The 21,083-nt window shown below is 72.0% G+C and carries 22 protein-coding genes and 2 tRNA genes; 13 read left to right on the top strand and 11 right to left on the bottom strand.

The features are described 5' to 3' along the window. Positions 1–98 precede the first annotated feature (98 nt). Positions 99–1,085: an alpha/beta fold hydrolase gene (locus tag NE234_RS14735; RefSeq protein WP_252780179.1), complete on the bottom strand. Its 987-nt coding sequence runs from the start codon at positions 1,083–1,085 to the stop codon at positions 99–101. Between the two features lie 1,054 nt (positions 1,086–2,139). Between NE234_RS14735 and NE234_RS14740 the strand changes: the two genes are divergently transcribed. Beyond that, positions 2,140–2,688, top strand: coding sequence for a YciI family protein (locus tag NE234_RS14740; protein ID WP_252780181.1), 549 nt, complete (start codon positions 2,140–2,142; stop codon positions 2,686–2,688). Between the two features lie 19 nt (positions 2,689–2,707). Here the strand turns inward: NE234_RS14740 and NE234_RS14745 are convergent, their stop codons facing one another. Beyond that, on the bottom strand, positions 2,708–3,070 hold the full coding sequence (locus tag NE234_RS14745) for an STAS domain-containing protein (protein WP_252780184.1): 363 nt from the start codon (positions 3,068–3,070) through the stop codon (positions 2,708–2,710). Between the two features lie 120 nt (positions 3,071–3,190). Here NE234_RS14745 and NE234_RS14750 point away from each other — a divergent pair, with 120 nt between their 5' ends. Continuing rightward, positions 3,191–3,544: a helix-turn-helix transcriptional regulator gene (locus NE234_RS14750; RefSeq protein WP_252780187.1), complete on the top strand. Its 354-nt coding sequence runs from the start codon at positions 3,191–3,193 to the stop codon at positions 3,542–3,544. Continuing rightward, positions 3,541–3,996, top strand: a complete 456-nt coding sequence (locus tag NE234_RS14755) for a response regulator (protein ID WP_252780191.1) — start codon at positions 3,541–3,543, stop codon at positions 3,994–3,996. Before NE234_RS14750 ends, NE234_RS14755 begins: the two co-directional genes overlap by 4 nt. Positions 3,997–4,002: 6 nt before the next feature. On the opposite strand, the gene NE234_RS14760 is transcribed toward NE234_RS14755, so the two are convergent. Next, entirely contained in the window at positions 4,003–6,453 is a 2,451-nt protein-coding gene (locus NE234_RS14760; RefSeq protein ID WP_252780202.1) for a HelD family protein, read from the bottom strand. A gap of 232 nt (positions 6,454–6,685) precedes the next feature. Further along, positions 6,686–7,906, bottom strand: coding sequence for an MFS transporter (locus NE234_RS14765; RefSeq protein WP_252780204.1), 1,221 nt, complete (start codon positions 7,904–7,906; stop codon positions 6,686–6,688). Between the two features lie 106 nt (positions 7,907–8,012). Between NE234_RS14765 and NE234_RS14770 the strand changes: the two genes are divergently transcribed. Continuing rightward, entirely contained in the window at positions 8,013–8,504 is a 492-nt protein-coding gene (locus tag NE234_RS14770; protein WP_252780206.1) for an Lrp/AsnC family transcriptional regulator, read from the top strand. A 149-nt stretch (positions 8,505–8,653) separates the two neighbouring features. On the opposite strand, the gene NE234_RS14775 is transcribed toward NE234_RS14770, so the two are convergent. Continuing rightward, on the bottom strand, positions 8,654–9,565 hold the full coding sequence (locus NE234_RS14775; RefSeq protein WP_252780209.1) for an amidohydrolase family protein: 912 nt from the start codon (positions 9,563–9,565) through the stop codon (positions 8,654–8,656). A gap of 126 nt (positions 9,566–9,691) precedes the next feature. Further along, a complete protein-coding gene (locus tag NE234_RS14780; RefSeq protein ID WP_252780230.1) occupies positions 9,692–10,504 on the bottom strand; it encodes a MerR family transcriptional regulator in 813 nt (270 codons plus the stop codon). Positions 10,505–10,614: 110 nt separating this feature from the next. On the opposite strand from NE234_RS14780, the gene NE234_RS45315 reads away from it, so the two are divergent. From NE234_RS45315 to NE234_RS14815, 7 genes are all read left to right on the top strand, one after another. Next, positions 10,615–11,742 carry an acyl-CoA dehydrogenase family protein gene (locus NE234_RS45315; protein WP_252780239.1) on the top strand — a complete coding sequence of 376 codons (1,128 nt, stop codon included), beginning with the start codon at positions 10,615–10,617 and terminating at the stop codon, positions 11,740–11,742. Between the two features lie 80 nt (positions 11,743–11,822). Further along, a tRNA-Thr gene (locus NE234_RS14790) sits at positions 11,823–11,895 on the top strand. A gap of 102 nt (positions 11,896–11,997) precedes the next feature. Further along, positions 11,998–12,074: transfer RNA gene (locus NE234_RS14795), tRNA-Met, on the top strand. 73 nt (positions 12,075–12,147) lie between these two features. Then, positions 12,148–12,312 (top strand): 50S ribosomal protein L33, encoded by a 165-nt coding sequence (gene rpmG / locus NE234_RS14800; protein WP_252780260.1) that lies wholly within the window; start codon positions 12,148–12,150, stop codon positions 12,310–12,312. Positions 12,313–12,458: 146 nt separating this feature from the next. After that, positions 12,459–12,896 (top strand): MaoC family dehydratase N-terminal domain-containing protein, encoded by a 438-nt coding sequence (locus NE234_RS14805; protein WP_252780273.1) that lies wholly within the window; start codon positions 12,459–12,461, stop codon positions 12,894–12,896. Between the two features lie 2 nt (positions 12,897–12,898). Then, positions 12,899–13,324, top strand: coding sequence for a MaoC family dehydratase (locus tag NE234_RS14810; protein ID WP_252780275.1), 426 nt, complete (start codon positions 12,899–12,901; stop codon positions 13,322–13,324). Beyond that, a complete protein-coding gene (locus NE234_RS14815) occupies positions 13,324–14,397 on the top strand; it encodes a UDP-N-acetylmuramate dehydrogenase (protein ID WP_252780278.1) in 1,074 nt (357 codons plus the stop codon). The genes NE234_RS14810 and NE234_RS14815 overlap by 1 nt, the downstream gene beginning before the upstream one ends. Before the next feature lie 50 nt (positions 14,398–14,447). Here the strand turns inward: NE234_RS14815 and NE234_RS14820 are convergent, their stop codons facing one another. From NE234_RS14820 to NE234_RS14840, 5 genes are all read right to left on the bottom strand, one after another. Beyond that, positions 14,448–15,461, bottom strand: a complete 1,014-nt coding sequence (locus NE234_RS14820; RefSeq protein ID WP_252780281.1) for a sensor histidine kinase — start codon at positions 15,459–15,461, stop codon at positions 14,448–14,450. Further along, positions 15,458–16,657 (bottom strand): DUF418 domain-containing protein, encoded by a 1,200-nt coding sequence (locus NE234_RS14825; protein WP_252780284.1) that lies wholly within the window; start codon positions 16,655–16,657, stop codon positions 15,458–15,460. The genes NE234_RS14820 and NE234_RS14825 overlap by 4 nt, the downstream gene beginning before the upstream one ends. Positions 16,658–16,730: 73 nt before the next feature. Then, the gene (locus tag NE234_RS14830) at positions 16,731–17,375 is read right to left on the bottom strand and encodes a LuxR C-terminal-related transcriptional regulator (protein ID WP_252780286.1); all 645 of its coding nucleotides are present in this window, start codon (positions 17,373–17,375) and stop codon (positions 16,731–16,733) included. 13 nt (positions 17,376–17,388) lie between these two features. Then, positions 17,389–18,309 carry a GNAT family N-acetyltransferase gene (locus tag NE234_RS14835; protein ID WP_252780289.1) on the bottom strand — a complete coding sequence of 307 codons (921 nt, stop codon included), beginning with the start codon at positions 18,307–18,309 and terminating at the stop codon, positions 17,389–17,391. Between the two features lie 9 nt (positions 18,310–18,318). Continuing rightward, positions 18,319–19,374 carry an adenosine deaminase gene (locus NE234_RS14840; protein WP_252780292.1) on the bottom strand — a complete coding sequence of 352 codons (1,056 nt, stop codon included), beginning with the start codon at positions 19,372–19,374 and terminating at the stop codon, positions 18,319–18,321. A gap of 163 nt (positions 19,375–19,537) precedes the next feature. On the opposite strand from NE234_RS14840, the gene NE234_RS14845 reads away from it, so the two are divergent. Both NE234_RS14845 and NE234_RS14850 read left to right on the top strand, forming a co-directional pair. Continuing rightward, positions 19,538–20,485, top strand: coding sequence for a hypothetical protein (locus tag NE234_RS14845; RefSeq protein ID WP_252780296.1), 948 nt, complete (start codon positions 19,538–19,540; stop codon positions 20,483–20,485). A gap of 81 nt (positions 20,486–20,566) precedes the next feature. Continuing rightward, entirely contained in the window at positions 20,567–21,082 is a 516-nt protein-coding gene (locus tag NE234_RS14850) for a SigE family RNA polymerase sigma factor (RefSeq protein ID WP_252780298.1), read from the top strand. Position 21,083: the final 1 nt, after the last annotated feature.

The raw sequence follows: 21,083 nt of genomic DNA on the forward strand, positions 1-21,083 counted from the left end.
TGAAGGCCGGCACCGGAGCCGGGTACGGCGCGCGCCGTGCCGGCCCCGGTCCGGTGCGTCGAGATCGAAGTTCAGGAGGGGCAGTTCGGCGGACGCCGTCAGGCGGGCAGAGAGGCGAGCCAGCCGGTCAGGATCTCGTTGACCTCTGCTCGCCGTTCCTGCTGGATCCAGTGTCCGCAGCCGTCGAGGATGTGCGAGGAGACCAGGCCCGGCAGGGTGGCGGGGTAGGCCTCGATGGCGTCGGCCATCCAGGTGGTGGAGGCGTCCAGCGAGCCGCCGATGAACAGGGACGGCTGGGTGATGGGGGAGCCGTCGAAGTCGGCGAGGTCCTCCCAGTCCCGGTCCATGTTCCGGTAGCGGTTGAGAGCTCCGCTCAGGCCGGTCCGCTCGAACTCCGCGGCGTAGACGTCCAGGTCGTCCTCACTGAGCCAGGCGGGCAGCCGGTCGGCGGGGAAACGGTCGCGCAGCGTCCCGCCCGGGGAGACGAAATGCGGGTCGGGGGCGTCGGCGGGCGGCATGGTGTCCGCGGACAGGGCGGCGTAGAAGCCGGCGAGCCAGCCACGGACGTCCGGTTCGATCTCGGCCTCGGCCCGGCCGGGTTCCTGGAAGTAGCGGACGTAGAACTCCTGGTCCCCGCCCATCTGCGCGAAGATCTCGCTCGGCCGCGGTCCGCCGCGTGGGGCGTAGGGCACGCTCAGCAGCCCGACCGCGCGGAAGACGTCGGGCCGTACGAGGGCGGAGTTCGCGGCGATGGTCGCGCCCCAGTCGTGGCCGACGATCACTGCCGTCTGCTCGCCCAGCGCCTGCACGACGGCGACGTTGTCCTCGATCAGGTCCAGCATCCGGTACGCGGCCACGTCCCCGGGCTTGGAAGAGCGGCCGTAGCCACGGACGTCGACGGCGACGGCCCGGTAGCCGGCCGCGGCCAGTACGGGCAGCTGGTGGCGCCAGGAGTACCAGGACTCGGGGAACCCGTGCACCAACAGCACCAGCGGCCCCGAACCCTGCTCCACCAGGTGGATGCGACCGGCTGGAGACGAGACCAGACGATGCGTGATCTCCTCGGCCGAAGTGGGCTGCGACATCATTCCTCCAGAATTCGATCCTCATCTGCGCACGTCAGCCGGCGTGAAGCGGTAGACCGCCCGACGTCCCTGGCACCGATCTTCCAGCGGAGCGTGAGGCTGTCGTGAACACTGTTGCCGGTTCGGCAAATCCCGCCGAGCGACCGAGCCCCCGGCCACGCCCGAGGGTGAAGGCGTCCGCCGTTACCGAGACTTTCGGCTGTCAGGACCACCGGAGATCTCGGCGTAGAGCGATGGCGCCGGATCAGCGAGGAGGGCGGGTCAGCGATCGCGCCGGATCAATCGGCCCGTCGCCGAGGCGAGCTCGCTCGGGAGCTCTCTGCGGAGCACCCCGCGCTACATGTGATGAGGAGGTTCGTCCACTCCGTGAAGTCCCGCCGTGGGACGCCGACCGGTCTCGCCGGTGCCGTGCCACGGGGGTGCTGCCGAAAGGTGCGCGATGAGCGCGTCCATCTCCGTGCGCCTGCGCCGATGGACGTTGACACGGATCGGCTGGGGAATTCCCGGGCTTCGGTACCGGAACGAGCTCCAGAGAGGCCTGCGTCTGACGGCTGTGATCTCCACCGCCGCGCACGGGTCGTGGGAGACGAGTGAGATCACGTGATTGTCATATGCGGACAGCCTGTGAACGATCACTCGCCTGTCGGTGACGGTGAAGTACAGAGGGACCAGGAAGGGGAGCGCGAGCATGCCGAACGACTTGGTCAGCCAGGGCGTGGGACCGCGCAACGTCAGCATCGCCGCTATCACTCGTTCGTCGGGCGCGAGCGTGCCGGCCACCACCTGAGCCATCTGTCTGTGGAGACCCGCCCGCGTGACCGGCATTCTCGACCTCCGTTTGAACTGCCTGGTCACGGTCGGCGACCTCGGCGGGGCACATGCTCGAGCCGGAGCGCGGGCGACCGCGTGCTCACGTGATGGCGGAGGTCGCCTGCGGACCGGATGGTCCGGCGTTGCGACGCAACCATAGATCAAAATCACATGACCGGGCAGCAGTCCGTCACAAGGGCATGAAGCCGATCAAGTCGGTGCGCGTGGTGAAGACTGTCGGGGCATGGAGTTCTTCTGTTATCACCGCGACCGGTCCGGCTCCCTGGCGTTGCGCACGGAACTGGGGGAGGCGCACTGGTCCTACATGGACCGGTACGAGAGGGAGCTCATCGCCCGCGGCCCGACCTTCGCCGGCGATGGGGAGACGCCGACCGGCAGCGTGCACATCGTCGACCTGCCCGATCCCGCTGCCGCCCGTGCGTTCGCGTTCGACGAGCCGAACCACCAGGCCGGCGTGTACCGGGACGTGCTGCTGCGCCGGTGGCGGAACCTGCTGGGACGCACCATGTGGGACTTTCCTGGCGGCCGGAGCGGCGGGAGCCGGTTCCTGGTGCTCGGTCTCGGCCCGGAGAAGGGCGCCGATCTCGCCGTTCCGTCCGAGCGGGACGAGCTGATCGCGTACGGGCCGCTGCTGTCCGACGACGGAACCACGTGGCTGGGGACCGCCGTGCTGGTCAGGGCGCCGGATCCGGACACGGCGCGCGCCGTACTGACCCCGGTCCGGTACGCCGAGACCGAGGTTCACGCGTGGGAGTTCGGCGGACGCCGGTGACGCGTCGTCGTTCGACCGCTCACCGGCCGCTGAACGACGCGGCCATCCTGGTCAGCTGCAGCATCCGGCGGACGGCGGGACGTGCTTCGCCGTGCAGCCGGAGCGATCCTCCGAGGGCCTCGGCGCAGGCGGCGGCCTTCCGGATGGCGGTCAAGCCGGCGCAGTCGATGAAGGTCAGGGCGCCGACGTCGAGGACCACCCGGGTACGGCCTTCGCCGATGTGGGTGAACAGTGTCGTCCGCAGCCGGTCGGCGTTGGTCGCGTCGACCTCACCGGCCAGGGCGACACACACCTGATCACCGGCGGCGCTGATGGTGATCATGGCGGCGGTGCCGAGCGGGTGCCCGGCCGAGGTCGGCCGGGGAGCGGGGTGTGTCAGCACCTCTTGAGCCTCTCCCTCCCGGTAGTCACGGTCAAGTCTTCATGAAATAATATTCCGTAAACAAGTCTCATGAGACGAGGATCGGTTGCCGGTGGCGCCGGGGCCGGAGAGGGAGATCACGTGAGGCGGGACGGCGGAACAGCCGATGACAAGCCCTGGACCTTCTTGACCAACCACGCCCGGGTGCTGATCGTCATCGCCCGCAATCCGCACACGCGGCTCCGTGACATCGCCGACACGATCGGCATCACCGAACGCGCCGCGCAGACGATCGTGAACGACCTCGAAGAGGCCGGCTACATCGATCGGACCAAGGTCGGGCGGCGGAACCACTACAGCGTCGACCCCACCCGCCCGTTCCGGCACCCGGCGGACGCCGACCACCGCGTCGAAGGGCTCCTCACGTTGTTCACCGACCACGACGACAAGGATTCCTCCGAAGCACCCGCCGGCGAGCAGGCGGTGTCCGAATGAGCGCCGCGGAGCAGCAGGTCACCATCCTCATCGTCGAGGACGACCCGGGCGATCAGATCCTCATCCAGGAGGCGTTCGCCGATCATGACGGCGACCCGCCGCGGCTCATCGTGCTGGAGGACGGGCAGCAGGCCCTCGACTTCCTGTACCGCCGGGGCGCGTACGCCGACGCGCCCCGCCCCGACCTCGTGCTCCTGGACCTGAACCTGCCGAAGTACAGCGGGCGGGCGGTGCTCGAACAGGTCAAGTCCGACGCCGAGCTGCGGTCGATCCCGGTCGTCATCTTCACCACGTCCGCCAACCTCGACGACATCAGCGCCATCTACCTGCTGCGCGCCAACGCGTACGTGACCAAACCCGTCGACCTCGACGCGTTCACCACCGCCATTCAGCGCATCAAGGGCTTCTTCGTCCACACCGCCCGCCTGCCCCGCACCTCGCAGGCGGCCTGAAATTCGTCAGGCCCGCTCCGCGCCGGCCTCCGGCACCGAGGGCCCGGACAGGTCGGCCGGGGGCGGGCCCGGGTGGAGGATGCCGAGTCGTTGCGTGGCGCGGGTCAGCGCGACGTACAGGTCGTTCCGGCCGCGCGGGGAGGCGGCCAGGATCGCCGCGGGGTCGGCGATCAGTACCGAGTCGAACTCCAGGCCCTTGGCCTGGCGCACCGTGAGCATCACGACGGGGCGTTCGAGGTCGGGGTCGGCGCCGTGGGCCGCCTCGGGGACGGCGGCGGCCAGTTCCGTGAGCCGGGTCTCCGGGACGATGATGGCGAGGCGGCCGTCCTCCAGCGCCGCCACCTCCCGTGCGGCGCACTCGGCCAGGACCTTCGGCAGGTCGGCCGGCGTGGTGGACAGGCGCCACGGCGGTACGCCCGTCTCCCGTACCGAGCGGGGCGGCCGCAGGCCCGGGTCGAGCGCGGCGAGCAGATCGGCGGCGACGGCCATGATCTCGGCCGGGGTGCGGTAGTTCACGGTCAGCTGCGCGAGGCGCCACCGGTCACCGACGTGCGGCCGCAGCACGCTCTCCCACGAGGAGGCGCCGGCCGCGTCACCGGTCTGGGCCACGTCGCCGACGATCGTCATCGAACGGCTCGGGCAGCGGCGCATGAGCAGCCTCCAGGCCATCGCCGAGAGCTCCTGCGCCTCGTCCACGATCACGTGCCCGAACGTCCAGGTCCGGTCGGCGGCGGCCCGCTCGGCCACCGTACGATGGGTCGCGACCTCCTGCCGTTCGGCCAGCTCCTCCTCGCCGAGGAGGTCGGCGGCGGTGAGGATCTCGGCCTCCTCGCCCTCCTCCAGGTCGCTGGACCGCGAACCGAACGCGATGTCGAGCACTCCCCGCGCGTAGGCGATCTGTTCCCGGCGCTCGGCCGCCGCCCGCGCCCTGGCCGTCGCCTCCGCGCCGACCGCCCGGTCGTCGGCTCCCAGCAGTTCGGCGGCCTCGTCCAGCAGGGGGACGTCCGCGGGCGTCCAGCCGCCGCCCGGCGCTCGCAGCAGCGACTCGCGCTCCGCGTCGGTCAGGCCGGGCGCGGCCGAGGCGAGCCGGCGGGGATCGGCGAACAGGTCCTCCAGCAACCGCTGCGGAGTCAGGCTCGGCCACATCTCGTCGAGCGCGGCCCGCACGCCGGCGCCGGCGGCGAGTTCCGTACGCAGCTCGGCCAGGTCGGACTCGTCGAGCAGGGGCCGTGCGTCCTCGTCGGCGTCGAGGAGGTGGTCGGCGTCCAGCAGGTCCCGTGGGTACCCGGCCGCGAGCAGGGCCCGTACGTCAGCATCACCGAGTACGCCCCGCCCGTCGCCGCCGTCGAGGGGCCGCCCGCCGTCGTCGAGCACGACCGCCTCGATCCGTTCGGCGGCCTGCCGGGTGAGCACGTCGAGGATCTCGCGCACGAAGATCCGTCGTGCCTCGTTGTGGAGCACCCGGCCGCCGAGGGCCGACACCGCGGCACGCCGGTAATCCTCCTCCTCCAGCCGCAGCGTCCCGTCGCCGTACGGGATCTCCACGGGGCCGCAGGGCGGGGCCTGCCGGTCCCGTACGGCGGCGGCCACCACGCCGGCCATCAGCGCCCTGCCCTTGACCTCGGCGGTCGCGGGTGGCTCGGCGCGCCGCGCCTCGACGCCGGGGAACAGGCCGCCGACCGTCGACAGCAGCACGTTCGTCTCGCCGAGGCCGGGCAGCACCTGGCCGATGTAGCGCAGGAAGGTCGCGTTCGGGCCCACGACGAGGACGCCGCGCTTGGCCAGGTTCCGGTGGGTGTAGAGGAGGTACGCGGCGCGGTGCAGCGCGACGGCGGTCTTGCCCGTGCCCGGTCCGCCCTGCACGACCAGGACGCCCCGGTGGTCGGAGCGGATGATCTCGTCCTGCTCCGCCTGCAGGGTCTCGACGATGTCCCGCATCCGGCCGGTGCGTCCGGCGTTGACCGCCGCCAGCAGCGCGGCCTCCCCGATCAGCCCCTCCTCGCCGGCGGCATCGAGCGCCTCGCTGTCCAGGACCTCGTCGTCCAGGTCCACCACCCGGCGCCGGCGCGTGGTGATGTGGCGACGGCGGCGGACGCCCTCCGGCGCGGCGGCGGTGGCCACGTAGAACGGGCGCGCGGCCGGCGCGCGCCAGTCGACCAGCAGCGGGTCGCCCTCGTCGGAGTCGTCCAGGATGCCGATCCGGCCGATGTAGCGGCGTTCGCCGGTGCGCAGGTCGAGCCGGCCGAAGCACAGGCCGTTCTCGGCCGCGTCCAGTCTCGCCACCCGCTCGGTGTAGCGGGCGAACGCGGACTCCCGCTCGACGCGCGCCTGCCGGGTTCCGCCGTCCTCCCGCAGCACTCCGGCCAGCCGCTTCGACGCGTGTTCGCGCAGCTCGTCGACCCGCCGGTAGAGCATCGCGACGTATTCCTGCTCGCGCTCGAGCTCACTGTTGGACAATTTCGCCTCGCTGCTGTTATAATTCTTTTGAGAACTATCGTCATTGCCGGGAATATGAAGACAATTAGGCAATAGGGTAGTTCTTTTTTCGTCTCCGTGGAATGGCCACCGGCCGTACGGGGACGAATCCTCGGCCCGACGACCACACTGCCTCGCCGGCGCGCCGAACAACAGTCTTGTTCTTCCGCCGCCGCGTGGCTCTGCACGTCGGACCGCGGCAGCGCGGGTCAGGTCATGACGACGACCGCCGGGCGACGTCACCGCCGAACAGGACCAGGACGAGCGGCACCGCCAGGAGAACGCACGACAGGGCCGCCAGGGCCGGGTACCCGCCGACGGACAGGAGAAGGGTGGAGGCCAGGCTGGCGACGGCCGCGATGCCCCACACCGCCGCGTCGACCGCGCCCTCGACCCGGGCCCGCTCGGCCGCGGGCAGGTCGCGGGCGAGCAGGCCGCTGCCGCTGACGAAGCACAGGTTCCACCCGTAGCCGAGCAGGAACAGCGCGCCCGCCCGCAGCGCCATCTCGCCTTCCGGCGCGGCCGCGGCGAGCAGCGCGGCGACGGCCAGGGACAGCAACCCGGCGAGCATGACCGGGCGGGCGCCGGCGCGGTCGACCAGCCGCCCGGTGAGCGGCGACAGCGCGAACATGCCGAGCGTGTGCGTCGACAGGATCACCCCGACCGCGCCAAGCCCGTGACCGCGCATGTGCATGTCCATCGGAGCGGCGGTCATGACGGCGACCATGACGACCTGTGCCGTGACCATGACCGACAGCGCGGACCGGGCGGCGGGCGTGCGCACCAGGTCGCGGAGCGGCAGGGGAGAGGCGGCGACCCGTACCCGGCCCGCGGGGGCTCCCAGGGCCGCGACCGCCGCGACCGTACCGGCCACGGCCGCGGCGAGGAACGGTCCGGTCATCGCGGCCGCGCCGAGGCGGTGGGCGGCGGCGCCGGCCGGGTCGAGCAGCAGCGGGCCGCCGACCGCGCCGACCGTGCCGGCCCACACCAGCAGGCCGAGGGCGAACCCGCGCCGGTGCGCGGGGTACAGGTCGGCGGCCGCGTAGCGGGACAGTTGCGCCCCGGCGTTGCCGAGGCCGAGCATCAGCATGCCGGCGATCAGGGCCGGGACGTCCCCGACGGCCACGGCGACGACCGTGAGGCCGGCGCCGAGCGCGGCCGCCGCGTACCCGAGGACCAGCCCGGCGCGCCGTCCCCGCCGCCCCGCGAGCCAGGTCAGGACGAGCGCGCCGACACCCGTGCCGACGACGCCGGCGCTGTTCGGCACCGCGCCCCAGGCCGCACCGAGCGCGTCTCCGGCGACGATCGTGGCAACCGCGCTCGTCATGGCCATCGCCGCGTTCATCAGGGCCGCGCCGCAGAACAGCGCCGCCATCGAGCGTCCGCGAGGCACGGCCGCGGTGTCCGGGGAGTTCACGACAGGGGGTGTTCGCATGCGTAAGACGCTAGAAAGTCCGCCGCCGCGACAGAACGGACGATCAGCGGACATTCGTCCGATCCACCGCTTGTTCGTAAGGAGTTTCCCGGTGCAGGGTTTCCGGATGGACAGACCGCTGGATCAGACGGACTGGCGCATCCTCGCCGAGTTGCAGCGCGACGGACGCCTCTCGTACAACCGGCTCGCGCAGAACGTGCACCTGTCGCCGCCGGCCGTCGCCGAGCGCGTCCGCCGCCTCGAGGAGACCGGAGTGATCACCGGGTACTCGGCGCGGATCGATGCCGCGCGGGCCGGTCTGCCGTTGACGACGTTCGTGCAGATGCGGTGCGCGCTCGGCAGGTGCCTGATGAAGACGACGACGGCCGAGGACTTCCCCGAGGTCACCGAGGTGCACAAGCTCAGCGGCGGCTGGTGCACGATGCTGCGGGTCCGCGTCGCCTCGATGCGGCACCTGGAGGGCCTCCTGGAACGCCTCGGCGAGCACGGCGAGATGAACACTCACGTCGTCCTGTCCACCCAGTACGAGGGACGTCCCGTGGAGGCCCCGGCGGACGAGGAGCGCCCGGTCACCCGCTCGGCCGGCTGGACGCGCTGACCAGAAGCCCCGGATCACGCGCTCGCCGGCCCGCTGAAGGGGAGCCCCGGGTCACGCGCTCCCCGACCCACTGAAGGGGAACGCCCGGTCCCGCGCTCGCCGACCCATGGAACGCCCGGTTCCGCGCCCCTCGGGCGGACCGGATCGCCTCAGAGCGCGAACAGCCGGACGGCGTTGTCGTGGCAGACGGCGCGCAGCCAGTCGTCGCCGAGGCCGAGCCGCGTCAGCGCCGTGAGCTGGTGGGCGTACGAGTGCGGGATGTTCGGGAAGTCGGTGCCCAGCAGGACACGGTCCCTCAGGTCGGCCAGGCGGGGCGTCAGCCCGGCGGGCCATGGGTGCAGGCCCTCGGTGAAGTCGGTGAACACCATCGTCGTGTCGAGGTGGAGCCCCGGATGGCGGTCGGCGAGGCCGAGGAACTCGGCGTACTCCGGCATGCCCATGTGCGCCACGATCGCGATCAGCCGGGGATGGCGGGCCAGGACCTCCGCGAAGGCGGCCGGGCCCGTGTGCGGTCCCGGCTCGGGCCCGGAGCCGCAGTGGACGACGACCGGGGTGCGCGACTCCGCCAGCAGCCCCCACACCGGGTCCAGGAGCGGATCGCGGGGGTCGTACGCCCCGACCTGGACGTGGGCCTTGAACACCCTGGCCCCGTCCCCGATCGCCGCCGCGACGTACGTGCCCGCCTCCGGTTCGGGGAAGAAGGTGGCCGTGTGCAGGCAGTCGGGCGTACGGGCGGCGAAGCCGGCCGCCCAGCCGTTCAGCCACTCGGCCATCCCGGGACGGTGCGGGTAGAGCATCGCGGTGAACCGCCGCACCCCGAACTCCCGCAGCAGGCGCAGCCGCCGCTCCTCCTCGTGGCGGTACCGGATCTCCCAGCGCGGCCGGCCGTCCGTCTCGGCGAACCGGTCGAAGTACGCCCAGACCTTGGTCAGGACGTTGTCCGGCATGAAGTGGGTGTGCACGTCGATGAGGCCGGGCAGGCCGAGGGACCGCCAGAACGCCGGGATCTCCGCGTCGTCGCCCGGGGGTCGCACGGTGCGTTGATCACTGGGGGAGGGCATGGTCCGCATCATCCCAGGACGCGCGATTCGGCGGCCCCCGCCTCCCGCCGGCGGCTCGGCCTCCCGCCGACGGCCCCGCCTTCCGCCGGCGGCCCCTGCCTTCCGCCGGCGGGAGGCGGTCGGCGGTCAGCGCGTCACGGTCTCCTGTAGCTCCGTCACCCAGGACGCGGGGTCGCCCTCGCCGTACCGCAGGTAGACCTCGCGCGCCAGGCCGGTGCTCCGGTAGCCGTTCTCCTCGATCCACCGGGCGAGCCTCTGGAACACCACGTCGACCTGGTCCATCGGCCCGTGGTGGATGACGGTGGCCGCCTGCTCGATCGCCGGCAGGTCGACGATGGCGAAGTCGTACCGTTCGCCCGTGCCGGCGTTCACCGGCGCGCCCGCGTGGATGCGCACGCCCTCGGGCACCTGTTCGTAGTAGGCGACGGCCGGGCCGGTGACGGCCAGGCCCGCCGCCTGCAGGCGCTCGAACAGGTCCCGGTAGAGCGGCTGGATCACCGGGGTGATCTTCTCCGACTCGTAGCCCTCCACGGTCGCGGTGAGCTCGGCGAGGCGCACCGGGGGCAGCTTCTTGATGACGACGTCAGCGGGCATGGAGCCCTCCGTTTCGATCATTCGGAGCCTCGCCTCGACCCTGGCCAGGCGCGCGGTCTCCTCGGCCACGTGGGCCGCAAGCTCCGCGCGGCGCAGCCGCAGCATGCCGTCCAGCTCCGCCGGCCCGACCCGGTCGCCGAGGATCAGGCCCACCTGTTCCAGGCTGAGGCCGAGGTCCTTGAGCGCGATCAGGCGGTTGAGCCGGGACAGCTGCCCCGCGTCGTAGTAGCGGTAGCCGGTGGCCCGGTCGACCCGGGCGGGCCGGAGGAGGCCGAGTGCGTCGTAGTGCCGCAGCATGCGCACGGACACGCGGCCGAGCCGGGCGAAGTCTCCGATGGTGAACATGACACGTCCCGGTGTAGGCGCTCACACAGTGTCAGAGTCAACGCGATCAGTCTGGACTGTCCGAATAGAGTGTTTCCAGACAAGAATCCGATTCGGTTATCGGAGGACGCGTGGACGCCCAGGACTTCGCAGACGTGCTCGACGCCGTACGGACCTTCGTCCGCGAGCGGGTGATCCCGCGCGAGGACGAGATCGAGACCACGGACGGCATTCCGGACGACCTTCGGCGGGCCGCGGGCGACATGGGCCTGTTCGGCTACGCGCTGCCGGAGGCGTACGGCGGGCTCGGCCTGTCGATGCGCGAGGAGGTGCGCCTCGCGTTCGAACTCGGGTACGCGAGCCCGGCGTTCCGGTCGATGTTCGGCACCAGCAACGGCATCGCGGGCCAGGTCCTCGTCAAGGCCGGAACCGACGAGCAGCGGGACCGCTGGCTGCCCCGGCTGGCCGCCGGCGAGGCCATCGCGGCGTTCGCGCTGACCGAGGCGGAGGCGGGCTCCGACCCCAGCGCCCTGACGACCAAGGCCGTACGCGACGGCGACCACTACCGGATCGACGGCGCCAAGCGCTTCATCACGAACGCGCCCGAGGCCGACGTCTTCATGGTCTTCGCCCGGACCGGCGAGGAGGGATCGCGGGGGATCTCGACCTTCATCGTGGAGGCGGGTACGCCCGGCCTCACGGTCGGGCCCTCCGACGAGAAGATGGGCCAGCGCGGCGCGCACACCGCCGAGGTGTACTTCGACGGCGTACGGGTCCCGGCGTCGGCGATGGTCGGCGCGGAGGGCACCGGCTTCCGTACGGCGATGGCCTCGCTCGCGCACGGCCGGCTGCACATCGCGGCCGTGTGCGTCGGAGTGGCGCAGCGCCTCCTCGACGAGACCGTCGCGTACGCCAGGGAGCGGCGCCAGGGCGGCCGGGCGATCGGGGAGTACCAGCTGATCCAGGGGCTGATCGCCGACTCGCAGACCGAGCTGTACGCGGGCCGCGCGATGGTGCTGCAGGCGGCCGAGGCGTACGACACGGGGGAGGACCGCAAGCTCGGCCCCTCCTGTGCGAAGTACTTCTGCTCGGAGATGGCCGGTCGCGTCGCCGACCGCGCCGTCCAGATCTTCGGCGGCATGGGCTACATGCGCGGTGTCGTCGTCGAGCGGCTGTACCGCGACGTACGCCTGTTCCGGATCTACGAGGGCACCAGCCAGATCCAGCAGGTCGTCATCGCCCGCCGGCTCCTCCGCTGACCCCGCTGAGCTGGGGCGATGAATCGATTTCGTGTCCGGGCCGCGCAGCGTGTATGGTTACGGAGCGCGGAAGGGCGCACGCCCCCTTAGCTCAGTCGGCAGAGCGTCTCCATGGTAAGGAGAAGGTCTACGGTTCGATTCCGTAAGGGGGCTCTAGCAGCCGATATCCCGGTCCGCCGCAGTGGGCCGGGGTTTCGTCTGTTCGGGCGGGCCCGGGGAGTCCGGTATCCTTTTCTCCGGTCGTCCCGACCTCGCGGCGGAGTAGCTCAGTCAGGCAGAGCAAGCGGCTCATAATCGCTGTGTCGCCGGTTCAAGTCCGGCCTCCGCTACCACCTCACCGCCTTCCCTCTCGCAGGGAGGCGGTAGGTCGCTGTCCAGTGTCCCTCACCAGAAAGGCACTCCCTCGTGGCTGCCACCGACGTACGGCCAAAGATCACGCTGGCCTGCCAGGAGTGCAAGCACCGCAACTACATCACCCGGAAGAACCGGCGTAACGACCCGGATCGCCTGGAGCTGAAGAAGTACTGCCCGAACTGCCGTAAGCACCAGGCGCACCGCGAGACCCGCTGAGGCGGATGCGGGCTCGCCGGCCGGCGTTCCCTGACGTACACAGCCCGTCCCGGCCCAGTCGCCGGGGCGGGCTGAAGCACGTCTGTTAACGTCGCAGGATCGATCACCTGGCGCGGACACGGGTATCCCGGGAAGGGACGGATTGAATGGCGCTCAACCGCGAGTTCATCGGGCGGGCCTTCCCGCCCTCGGAGCCGTACGAGGTCACCCGGCTGAAGATCCGGGAGTTCGCGGACGCCGTCGGAGACCTGAACCCGGTCTACCGTGACCCTGAGGCGGCCAAGGCCGCCGGGCATCCCGACGTGATCGCGCCGCCGACCTTCCCCATCGTCATCTCGATCGGCGGGGCGTCCCTGACCGATCCCGAGCTCGGCCTGAACTACGCGATGGTCGTCCACGGCGAGCAGCGGTTCGAGTACAACCGGCCCCTGCACGCGGGCGACGTCGTCACGGCCGAGTCGACGATCGCGGGGATCCGCTCGATCGGCCGCAACGAGCGCCTCGACATCCAGACCGTTATCACGACGGTCGACGGCGAGCACGTGTGCACGGCCCACAACGTCATCATCGAGCGAGGTGCCTGACCATGACCGCGACGGTGAAGTACGACGAGGTCGAGGTCGGCCAGGAGCTCCCCGCCAAGACGTACCCGGTCCAGCGCCTCGACCTGGTGAAGTACGCCGGCGCGTCCGGTGACTTCAACCCGATCCACTGGAACGAGCAGTTCGCCAAGTCCGTCGGCCTGCCCGACGTGATCGCGCACGGCATGTTCACGATGGCGCAGGGCGGCCGGTACGTCACCGACTGGGCCGGCGACCCGGGCGCGGTCGTGGAGTACGGCGTGCGGTTCTCCTCGATGGTCGTCGTGCCCAACGACGGCGGCACCGAGATCGAGATCACCGGTGTGATCGAGGACAAGCGCGACGACAACACGGTCGTGGTCGCGCTGACCGCCCGGTCGGACGGCCAGAAGGTCCTCACCCGCGCCAAGGCCACGGTCCGCCTCGCCTGATGGCGGTCCGCTGCGAACAGGTCCGCCTCGCGGGCTACACGACCCTGCGGCTCGGCGGCCCGGCACGGTGCTTCGTCGAGGCCACGACCGACGACGAGCTGATCGACGCCGTCCGCCGCGCCGACCGGGAGGGCGAGCCCGTGCTCGTCCTCGGCGGCGGCAGCAACCTCGTCGTCGCCGACGAGGGCTTCCCCGGCACCGTCGTGCACGTCGCCACGCGCGGCGTGACCACGGGGGCGGGCGGCTCCGGCGACGGCCGCGTGCTCGTACGCGCCCGCGCGGGCGAGGAATGGGACCCGTTCGTCGCCCGGTGCGTCGAGGAGGGGCTGTCCGGGGTCGAGTGCCTGTCCGGCGTCCCGGGCCTGCTCGGCGCCACCCCGATCCAGAACGTCGGCGCGTACGGCCAGGACGTCAGCGAGACGATCGTCGAGGTCCGCGCGTACGACCGCGAACGCGGCGAGGTCGTCGTCCTCGATCGCGACGCCTGCCGGTTCGGCTACCGCAGCAGCGCGTTCAAGGGCGCCGACCGGCACGTCGTGCTCGAGGTGACGTTCGCCCTTGAGCACGACGACCTGTCCGCCCCGATCCGGTACGCCGAACTCGCCCGGACGCTCGGAGTCGACCCGGGGACCCGGGTGCCGCTCCGCGACGCCCGCGAGGCGGTCCTCGGCCTGCGCCGGGGCAAGGGCATGGTCCTCGACCCGGCAGATCCCGACACGCGGAGCGCCGGGTCGTTCTTCACCAACCCGATCCTGGACCCCGACCAGGTCGCCGACCTGGAGAAGCGCGTCGCCGACCGGCTCGGCCCGGACGCGGCGTTCCCGCGCTATCCGGAGCCCGACGGGCGTACGAAGACCTCGGCCGCCTGGCTGATCGACAAGGCCGGCTTCACGAAGGGGTACGGCCGGGGTCCGGTCCGGATCTCGACCAAGCACACCCTGGCGCTGACCAACGCCGACGGCGGACGCACCGAGGACCTCCTCGCCCTGGCCCGCGAGGTACGGGACGGCGTCCGCGCCGCCTTCGGCGTCACGCTCGTCAACGAACCCGTCTTCGTCGGCGTCGGCCTCTGACGCGCCCCCGTACGTCCACCTCGCGCACCGCCGTCTCCGCCCACGCTCACCTACGAGCCGTCGGTGAGCGGAACGGTGATCGTGACGACGGTGGGGCCGCCGGGCGGGCTGGAGACGTGCAGGTCGGCGTCGACGGCGTCGAGGCGGTCGATGATGCCGCGCAGGCCGGTGCCGCCGGCCGGGCTCGCGCCGCCGACGCCGTCGTCCGTGACGGTGACCCGCAGGACGTCCGGGCCGCCGGTGAAGGCGACCTCCGCGGCGGTGGCCTCGCTGTGCTTGACGACGTTGCTCAGGCACTCGGCGACCGCGAAGTACACGGCCGTCTCGAGGGCGGCGGGCAGGGCCCGCGGCGGGTCGCCGGTCACGGTCACCGGTACGGCGAGGTCGAGCACGAGCGCGCGGACGGCGTCGCCGAGACCACGGTCGGCCAGGACCGCCGGATGGATGCCGTGCATGACGGCGCGGAGATCGTCGAGCGCGGCGACGGCGGTCGCCCGGGCCTCGTCGAGCAGCCGCGCCGCGGCGTCGGGGTCGCGGCGGAGCAGCTCGCCGGACAGGCCGAGCGTGAGCGCGAGGGAGACCATCCGGGCCTGCGCGCCGTCGTGCAGGTCGCGTTCGACGCGCTTGAGCTCGGCGGCCTGGCGGTCGACCGCCCCGCGACGGGAACGGGTGAGGCGGGTGACCCGGGCGGCGAGTTCGCGCTCCCGCGCCCCGAGGGGGCGGCCGACCATCCACGCGTGGAGCGAGAACACGGCGGACAGCGCGAGGGCCTGCCAGATCGGCCAGAAATACCCACCGCCGCTCAGCACCCAGACGGTGACGTCGACGAGCACGAGCAGGCCGCAGAGCGCGCCGTCGACGGCGAGCCACCGGCGCCGGCGGGGCCGGACGCGCAGCGCCCGGCGCAACAGGAACTCCGCGGCCAGCACGGTGCCGACCCCGAAGTACACCCAGCGGGGCCAGAAGTCGTCGACGCCGGTGACCGCCCAGGCCGAAGTGGCCACGGCACAGGGCACCGCGGCCACTCCGAGGCGGGCGACGATCCGCCGCCGACCGGTCGTCATGCGGAGGTCCGCCGGGCCGGGCGGTAGGTGATCCGGCGCAGCAGCGTCTCGGCCGGTCCCCGGTACGCCGCCGCGCTCATCGCCTGCGCGGCCGCCAGCGACACCGCCCAGACGGCCACCGCGGCGAGCAGAGCGGCGTAGGTGCCGCCGAGGTGCAGTGCCCACGGGGAGAACAGCACCAGCCAGGCCACCGACTGGAACAGGTAGCCGCTCAGCGAGCGCTGGCCGAGCGCGCTCACCGGGCCGAGCAGCGCCCGTCCACGGGGCGCCCCGCTCAGTCTCAGCGCCAGCAGGCCGAACAGGGCGACGTAGCCGGGCCCGCCGTACTCGCCGGTGATGTCATGGACGCGGGCCATGGCCCCGACGGTACCGGTGTCGAGGTGGAGGACGCCCGCGGTCACGAGTGCGTAGGGCAGGGCGCCGGCGAAGGTGATGCCGAGGCAGACGACGGCGGTGCGGCGCAGAAGCCTCCGGTGCGCGGCCGGCTCTTCGAGCACGCGGCGGCGCGCGGCCCAGATGCCCAGCCACACGATGACGATGAACGGGACGACGGTCGCGGTGTGCACCGGCCATTCAGTGAGCCGGTCGAGCAGCGCGCGCCCGTACGAGGAGGCGGCCAGCGAGGGGTCGGGGGTGTTGGTGAGGACGGCGTGCCCGCCTCGGGCGCCGGCGAAGGCCAGCCCGGTCAGGACGACGGCGCTGACCGTCTGGATGCCCCACAGCCACAGGACGATCCGGTGGAACCGGTCGCCGCGGCGCAACAGGAGCAGGGTCGCGAGGATCCCCACGATCCCGTAGGCGCCGAGGAAGTCCCCCCAGTACAGGAGGATCCCGTGGACGAGCCCGAAGCCCACGAGCGCGGTGTTGCGGCGCAGCAGGACGCGCCGCTCGTCGGCGCCCGCGGCGCGCTGCCGGGAGGCCAGCTGGACGAGGCTGTAACCGAACATGACGGCGAAGACCGGGTACGCGCGGCTCTCGACGAACATCGACATCAGGAAGTTCACGACGCGCTGCGCGCCGTGGGGCGTGCCGTCGAGGCCGGGCTGGCCGGCGAAGGCGGAGTTGCTCGCGTTGGCCAGCGCGATGAACAGCAGCATCACGCCACGGGCCAGGTCGGGCGCCGGTGCGCGCTCGGCGCGTCGCACGGGGCCCGCCGGGGGCGCGGCCGGTGCGGGGAGGGAGGGTGTGGTCGTCATGAGGGCCAGCCTCGTCGCGCGCCGGCCCGGCCACGAGGAGGCTGGATCCCCCTTGATGGGGGTACTGGTACCTCTATCCGTCGAGGTACGCCAGGACGGCGAGCACCCGCCGGTTGTGGTCGTCGGACGACTGCAGGCCGAGCTTGGCGAAGATGTTGTTCGTGTGCTTCGCGACCGCCTTCTCCGTGATGAACAGAGCGGCGCCGATCGCGGCGTTGGACCGGCCCTCGGCCATGTGGGCGAGCACCTCGCGTTCGCGCGGCGTGAGCCGGTCCAGCGGCAGCACCCGCTCGCGGTTGTCCAGCAGTTTCGCCACGACCTTGGGGTCCAGCGCGGTGCCGCCGGCGGCGACCCGGCGCACCGCGTCGACGAACTCGCCGATGTCGGAGACCCGGTCCTTGAGCAGATAGCCGATGCCCCCACGGCCGTCGGCGAGCAGTTCCCGCGCGTAGAGCCGTTCGACGTACTGCGACAGCACCAGGATCGGAAGCCCCGGCACCTCGGCCCGCGCCGCCAGCGCGGCACGCAGCCCTTCGTCGGTGTGGGTCGGTGGCAGCCGGATGTCGACGACGGCCACGTCCGGCCGCCGTTCGACCAGCTCACGGAGAAGGTCCGGCCCGTTGTCGACCGCGGCGACCACCTCGAAGCCGTACGCCTGCAGCATGCGGATGAGACCGTCCCGCAACAGCGTGAGATCCTCGCCCACTACGACCTTCACGGCGCAACCCCGGTCAGGGGAGCAGGACGTGGAGGACGTCGTCGGCGCGTGTGCCGTCGGGGCGGTCGAAGCGGGACCGCTGAACGCTCTCGCGGACGAACCCGGCCTTCTCCAGCACCCGCTGCGACGCCACGTTGTCCGTCATGGTCCCGGCCACGAGCCGCTGCACGCCGATCTCGAACGCCCAGGCGCTGACCAGCCGTACGGCGCGGGTCGCGACGCCCCTGCCGCGGAACTCCGGCAGCATGCTGTAGCCGACCATCGCCTGCCGGCTCCACGCCTCGTTGTAGAGGCCGATGTCCCCGGCGAACGCGTCGCCGACCCGGATCACGAAGTCCGCGCGGTTGCCCGCCAGCCACTCGCTCGCCGCGCGCTCGCAGCGCCGGACGATGTCGGCGCGCGGCCGCTCCTGCGTGTAGAGGGACCGGTGGCGGACGTCGGGCAGGTTCATCAGGGTCCACAGGTCGTCCGCGTCGGCGGGGCCGAGCGGGCGCAGGCTCACCTCGCCGTCGCGCAACTCGCCGTTCCGCAGGTCCGGCAGCGGTCGCGGGGACGGTCCGGCCGGGTCGCCCGGCAGCCAGGCCCAGACGACCTCGTCCGGCCGGCCGCCGCCCTCCGGGCCACTGCCCCGGCGCACGGACTCGCGCGTGAACCCGGCGTTCAGCGCGACGCGCTGGGAGACCGTGTCGACGACGTCGGTGATCATCTCCAGCCGTCCGTCGGCCTGCTCGGTCAGCGTCCGCAGGGCCTTGCTCGCCACTCCGCGGCGGCGCTCCTCGGGGATCACCCAGACGCTCACCTCCCGGACGCCGGGCCGGGCCTCGATCAGGCTCAAACCGCCGGCCAGCCGGTCACCGTCGAGGACGGCGTGCGTGACGGGGAGGTACGGGGCCAGCCGTGCGGCTTCTTCGGCAGTCGCGGTACGGAGGATCACGGTGTCCGATCATTCCATTTCGTCCGCCGCCGTGCGGGCCGTTCCGCGCGGTGTCCCGAGCCAGGTGTCCACGCCTTCGAGAAGGCGTTTCTGCGTCTCGGCGGGGGCGGCCGAGCTTCGGATCGAGTAGCGCGCCAGTTCGGCCAGCTCCTCGTCGGTGAACCCGTGCTCCCGGCGGGCCAGCTCGTACTGATGGGCCAGCCGCGACCCGAACAGCAGCGGGTCGTCGGCGCCCAGCGCGATCGGCACCCCCGCCTCGAAGAGCCGCCGTAGGGGCACGTCACCGGCCACGGCGTAGACGCCGAGCCCGACGTTCGACGCCGGGCAGACCTCCAGGGTGACGCCGCGCGCCGCGACGGTGTCCATCAGGAACGGATCCTCGACCACGCGCACCCCGTGCCCGATCCGGTCGGCCCCCAGCGCGTCGAGGCAGGCCCGTACGCTCGCCGGGCCCAGGAGCTCGCCCCCGTGCGGCACCGACAGCAGCCCGGCCCGCTTGGCGATCGCGAACGCCCGGTCGAAGTCGTACGCCCGGCCGCGTCGCTCGTCGTTGGACAGCCCGAAGCCGACGACCCCGCGCCCGGCGTACTGGGCGGCGAGCCGCGCCAGCGTCCGGGCGTCGAGGGGATGCCGGGTGCGGTTGGCCGCGATGATCACGCCGATGCCCACCCCGGTGACCTCCACGGCCTCCCGCGCCGCGTCCATCACCAGGTCCGTGAAGGGCGTCACCCCGCCGAACCGCCCGGCGTACCCGCTCGGGTCGACCTGGATCTCCAGCCAGCCGGAGCCCTCCGCGGCCTCGTCCTCGGCCGCCTCGCGCAGCAGCCGCCGTACGTCGTCCTCGTCCCGCAGCACCGAACGGGCGATGTCGTAGAGGCGCTGGAACCGGAACCAGCCGCGTTCGTCCGTGGCGCGCAACCGGGGAGGCCACTCCTCGACCAAAGCGTCGGGCAGGTGCACACGGTGCTTGTCGGCGAGCTGAACGAGCGTGCTGTGCCGCATCGAGCCGGTGAAGTGGACGTGCAGATGAGTCTTGGGCAGAGCGGTGACGGGACGGGCCTCCATGCACCGATCTTGCCGTATGCGCTGCTCGGACCTGCGACGACCTCCCCCGAACGGCATCGGTGCACCGGTCGCCGAAAAAAACTTTGAGAAGCCGTGCAACCTCCCCTGGGGTCCACGCGTAGTTGAGGGGCGCGAGAGTCAAACCGCGCTGAAAGGGATAGATGTGATCGTCAACCTCAAGCTGGCAGCACTGGCCACCGGCGCCGCGGGCGCCATCGTCGCCGGCGGCGTCGCCTACGCGGCCGTCGGAAGCAGCTCGCCGGCACCGTCCGCCAAGCCGGTCGCGGACAGCGCGAAGAGCGTCGTCAAGCAGGCCGAGGCCGCGGTTCCCGGCTCCGCGCCGACCTGCCTGACCCTGCCCCAGACCAAGCTCCCGAAGGGCAAGCTGCCGAAGGCCGAGGTGCCCAAGGCCGAGCTGCCGAAGGGCGAGGTGCCCAAGGCCGAGCTGCCCAAGGCCGAGCTGCCCAAGAGCAAGCTCCCTGCGGACAAGCTGCCGAAGACCGGCGAGAAGCCGAACCTGCCGCTCCCGGCGGACAAGGCCAAGGTGCCGGCCGGCGAGGCCAAGGTCCCGGCCGGGAAGGTTCCGAGCACCCTGCCGACCTGCGCGCCCGGCAAGGTCCAGTCCGCGCAGAGCACGCCGAAGTCCGCCGTTCCCGTGGCGAAGCCGGGGCTGCCGAAGGTCAAGGTGCCTGAGGCGAAGCTCCCGTCCTGCGACTCGGTGCCGGCCGTGGTCAAGATCGAGCACTCCAAGGCGAAGGACGTCACGCTGCCCACGGGCCTGCACCTCGCCGCCTCCCACAGCCACTCGATCACCATTCAGAACGGCGAGATCTGCACCGTCGTCCAGAAGTTCGCGGCCGCCGGCGGCAAGTACCTGACGGTCGAGCGCCTGAACGTTCCGCCGCAGGTCACCGTCAAGGAGCTGGCCGCGGACCTGAAGCTGCCCGAGGGCAACCTCGTTTCGGCCGAGGGCACCCAGACGTGGCAGAGCCCGCTGAGCACCGGCATGCTGTGGATCTCGGACAAGGGCTACGCGATCTACCTGACCGGCAGCCCCGCGTACGCGGCTCAGCTCCCGGCGATCGCCACGCAGCTGCGGCAGCTGCACTGAGGCTCGGCGCGGGTGGCCCGGCGCGGTGGGCCACCCGCGACCGATCGACATGAACAGAGGGCCTACGACGGACGGAGTGCCGTGGCGCGTCGGGACGACGAGTCATTCGTCGAGTTCGTGGCGCAGCGTGGGACAGCGCTGCTTCGGACCGCCCAGCTGCTGTGCGGGGCGCGGACGGATGCGGAGGATCTGCTGCAGACGGCCCTGGAAAAGGCATATCGGCACTGGGGCAGGATGAGACCCGACGCCGATCCGGAGCCGTATGTCCGGAAGATCCTGGTCAACCTGTCCGTCAGCCGTGCCAGGCGATGGCGGGTGCTGCGGGAGGTCCAGATGGCCGCCCCGCCGGAGACGCCGACGGCGTCCGAGGCGGGCACCGTCGAGCTGCGCGGCGTCCTCATCGAAGAGCTGAAACGGCTCGGTCCGCGCCAACGGGCGGTGCTGGTCCTGCGGTACTGGGAGGACATGTCGGAGGCGGAGACGGCGGCCATGCTCGGCTGCTCCGTCGGCACCGTGAAGAGTCAGGCCGCGCGAGGCCTCGCCCGCCTCCGCGAACGAATGGGAAAGTCCGCACAGGCGGCGGCGTCAAGGGGGTGAA

The organism is Actinoallomurus rhizosphaericola (genome assembly GCF_024055675.1).
In the GTDB taxonomy this organism is placed as follows: domain Bacteria; phylum Actinomycetota; class Actinomycetes; order Streptosporangiales; family Streptosporangiaceae; genus Actinoallomurus; species Actinoallomurus soli.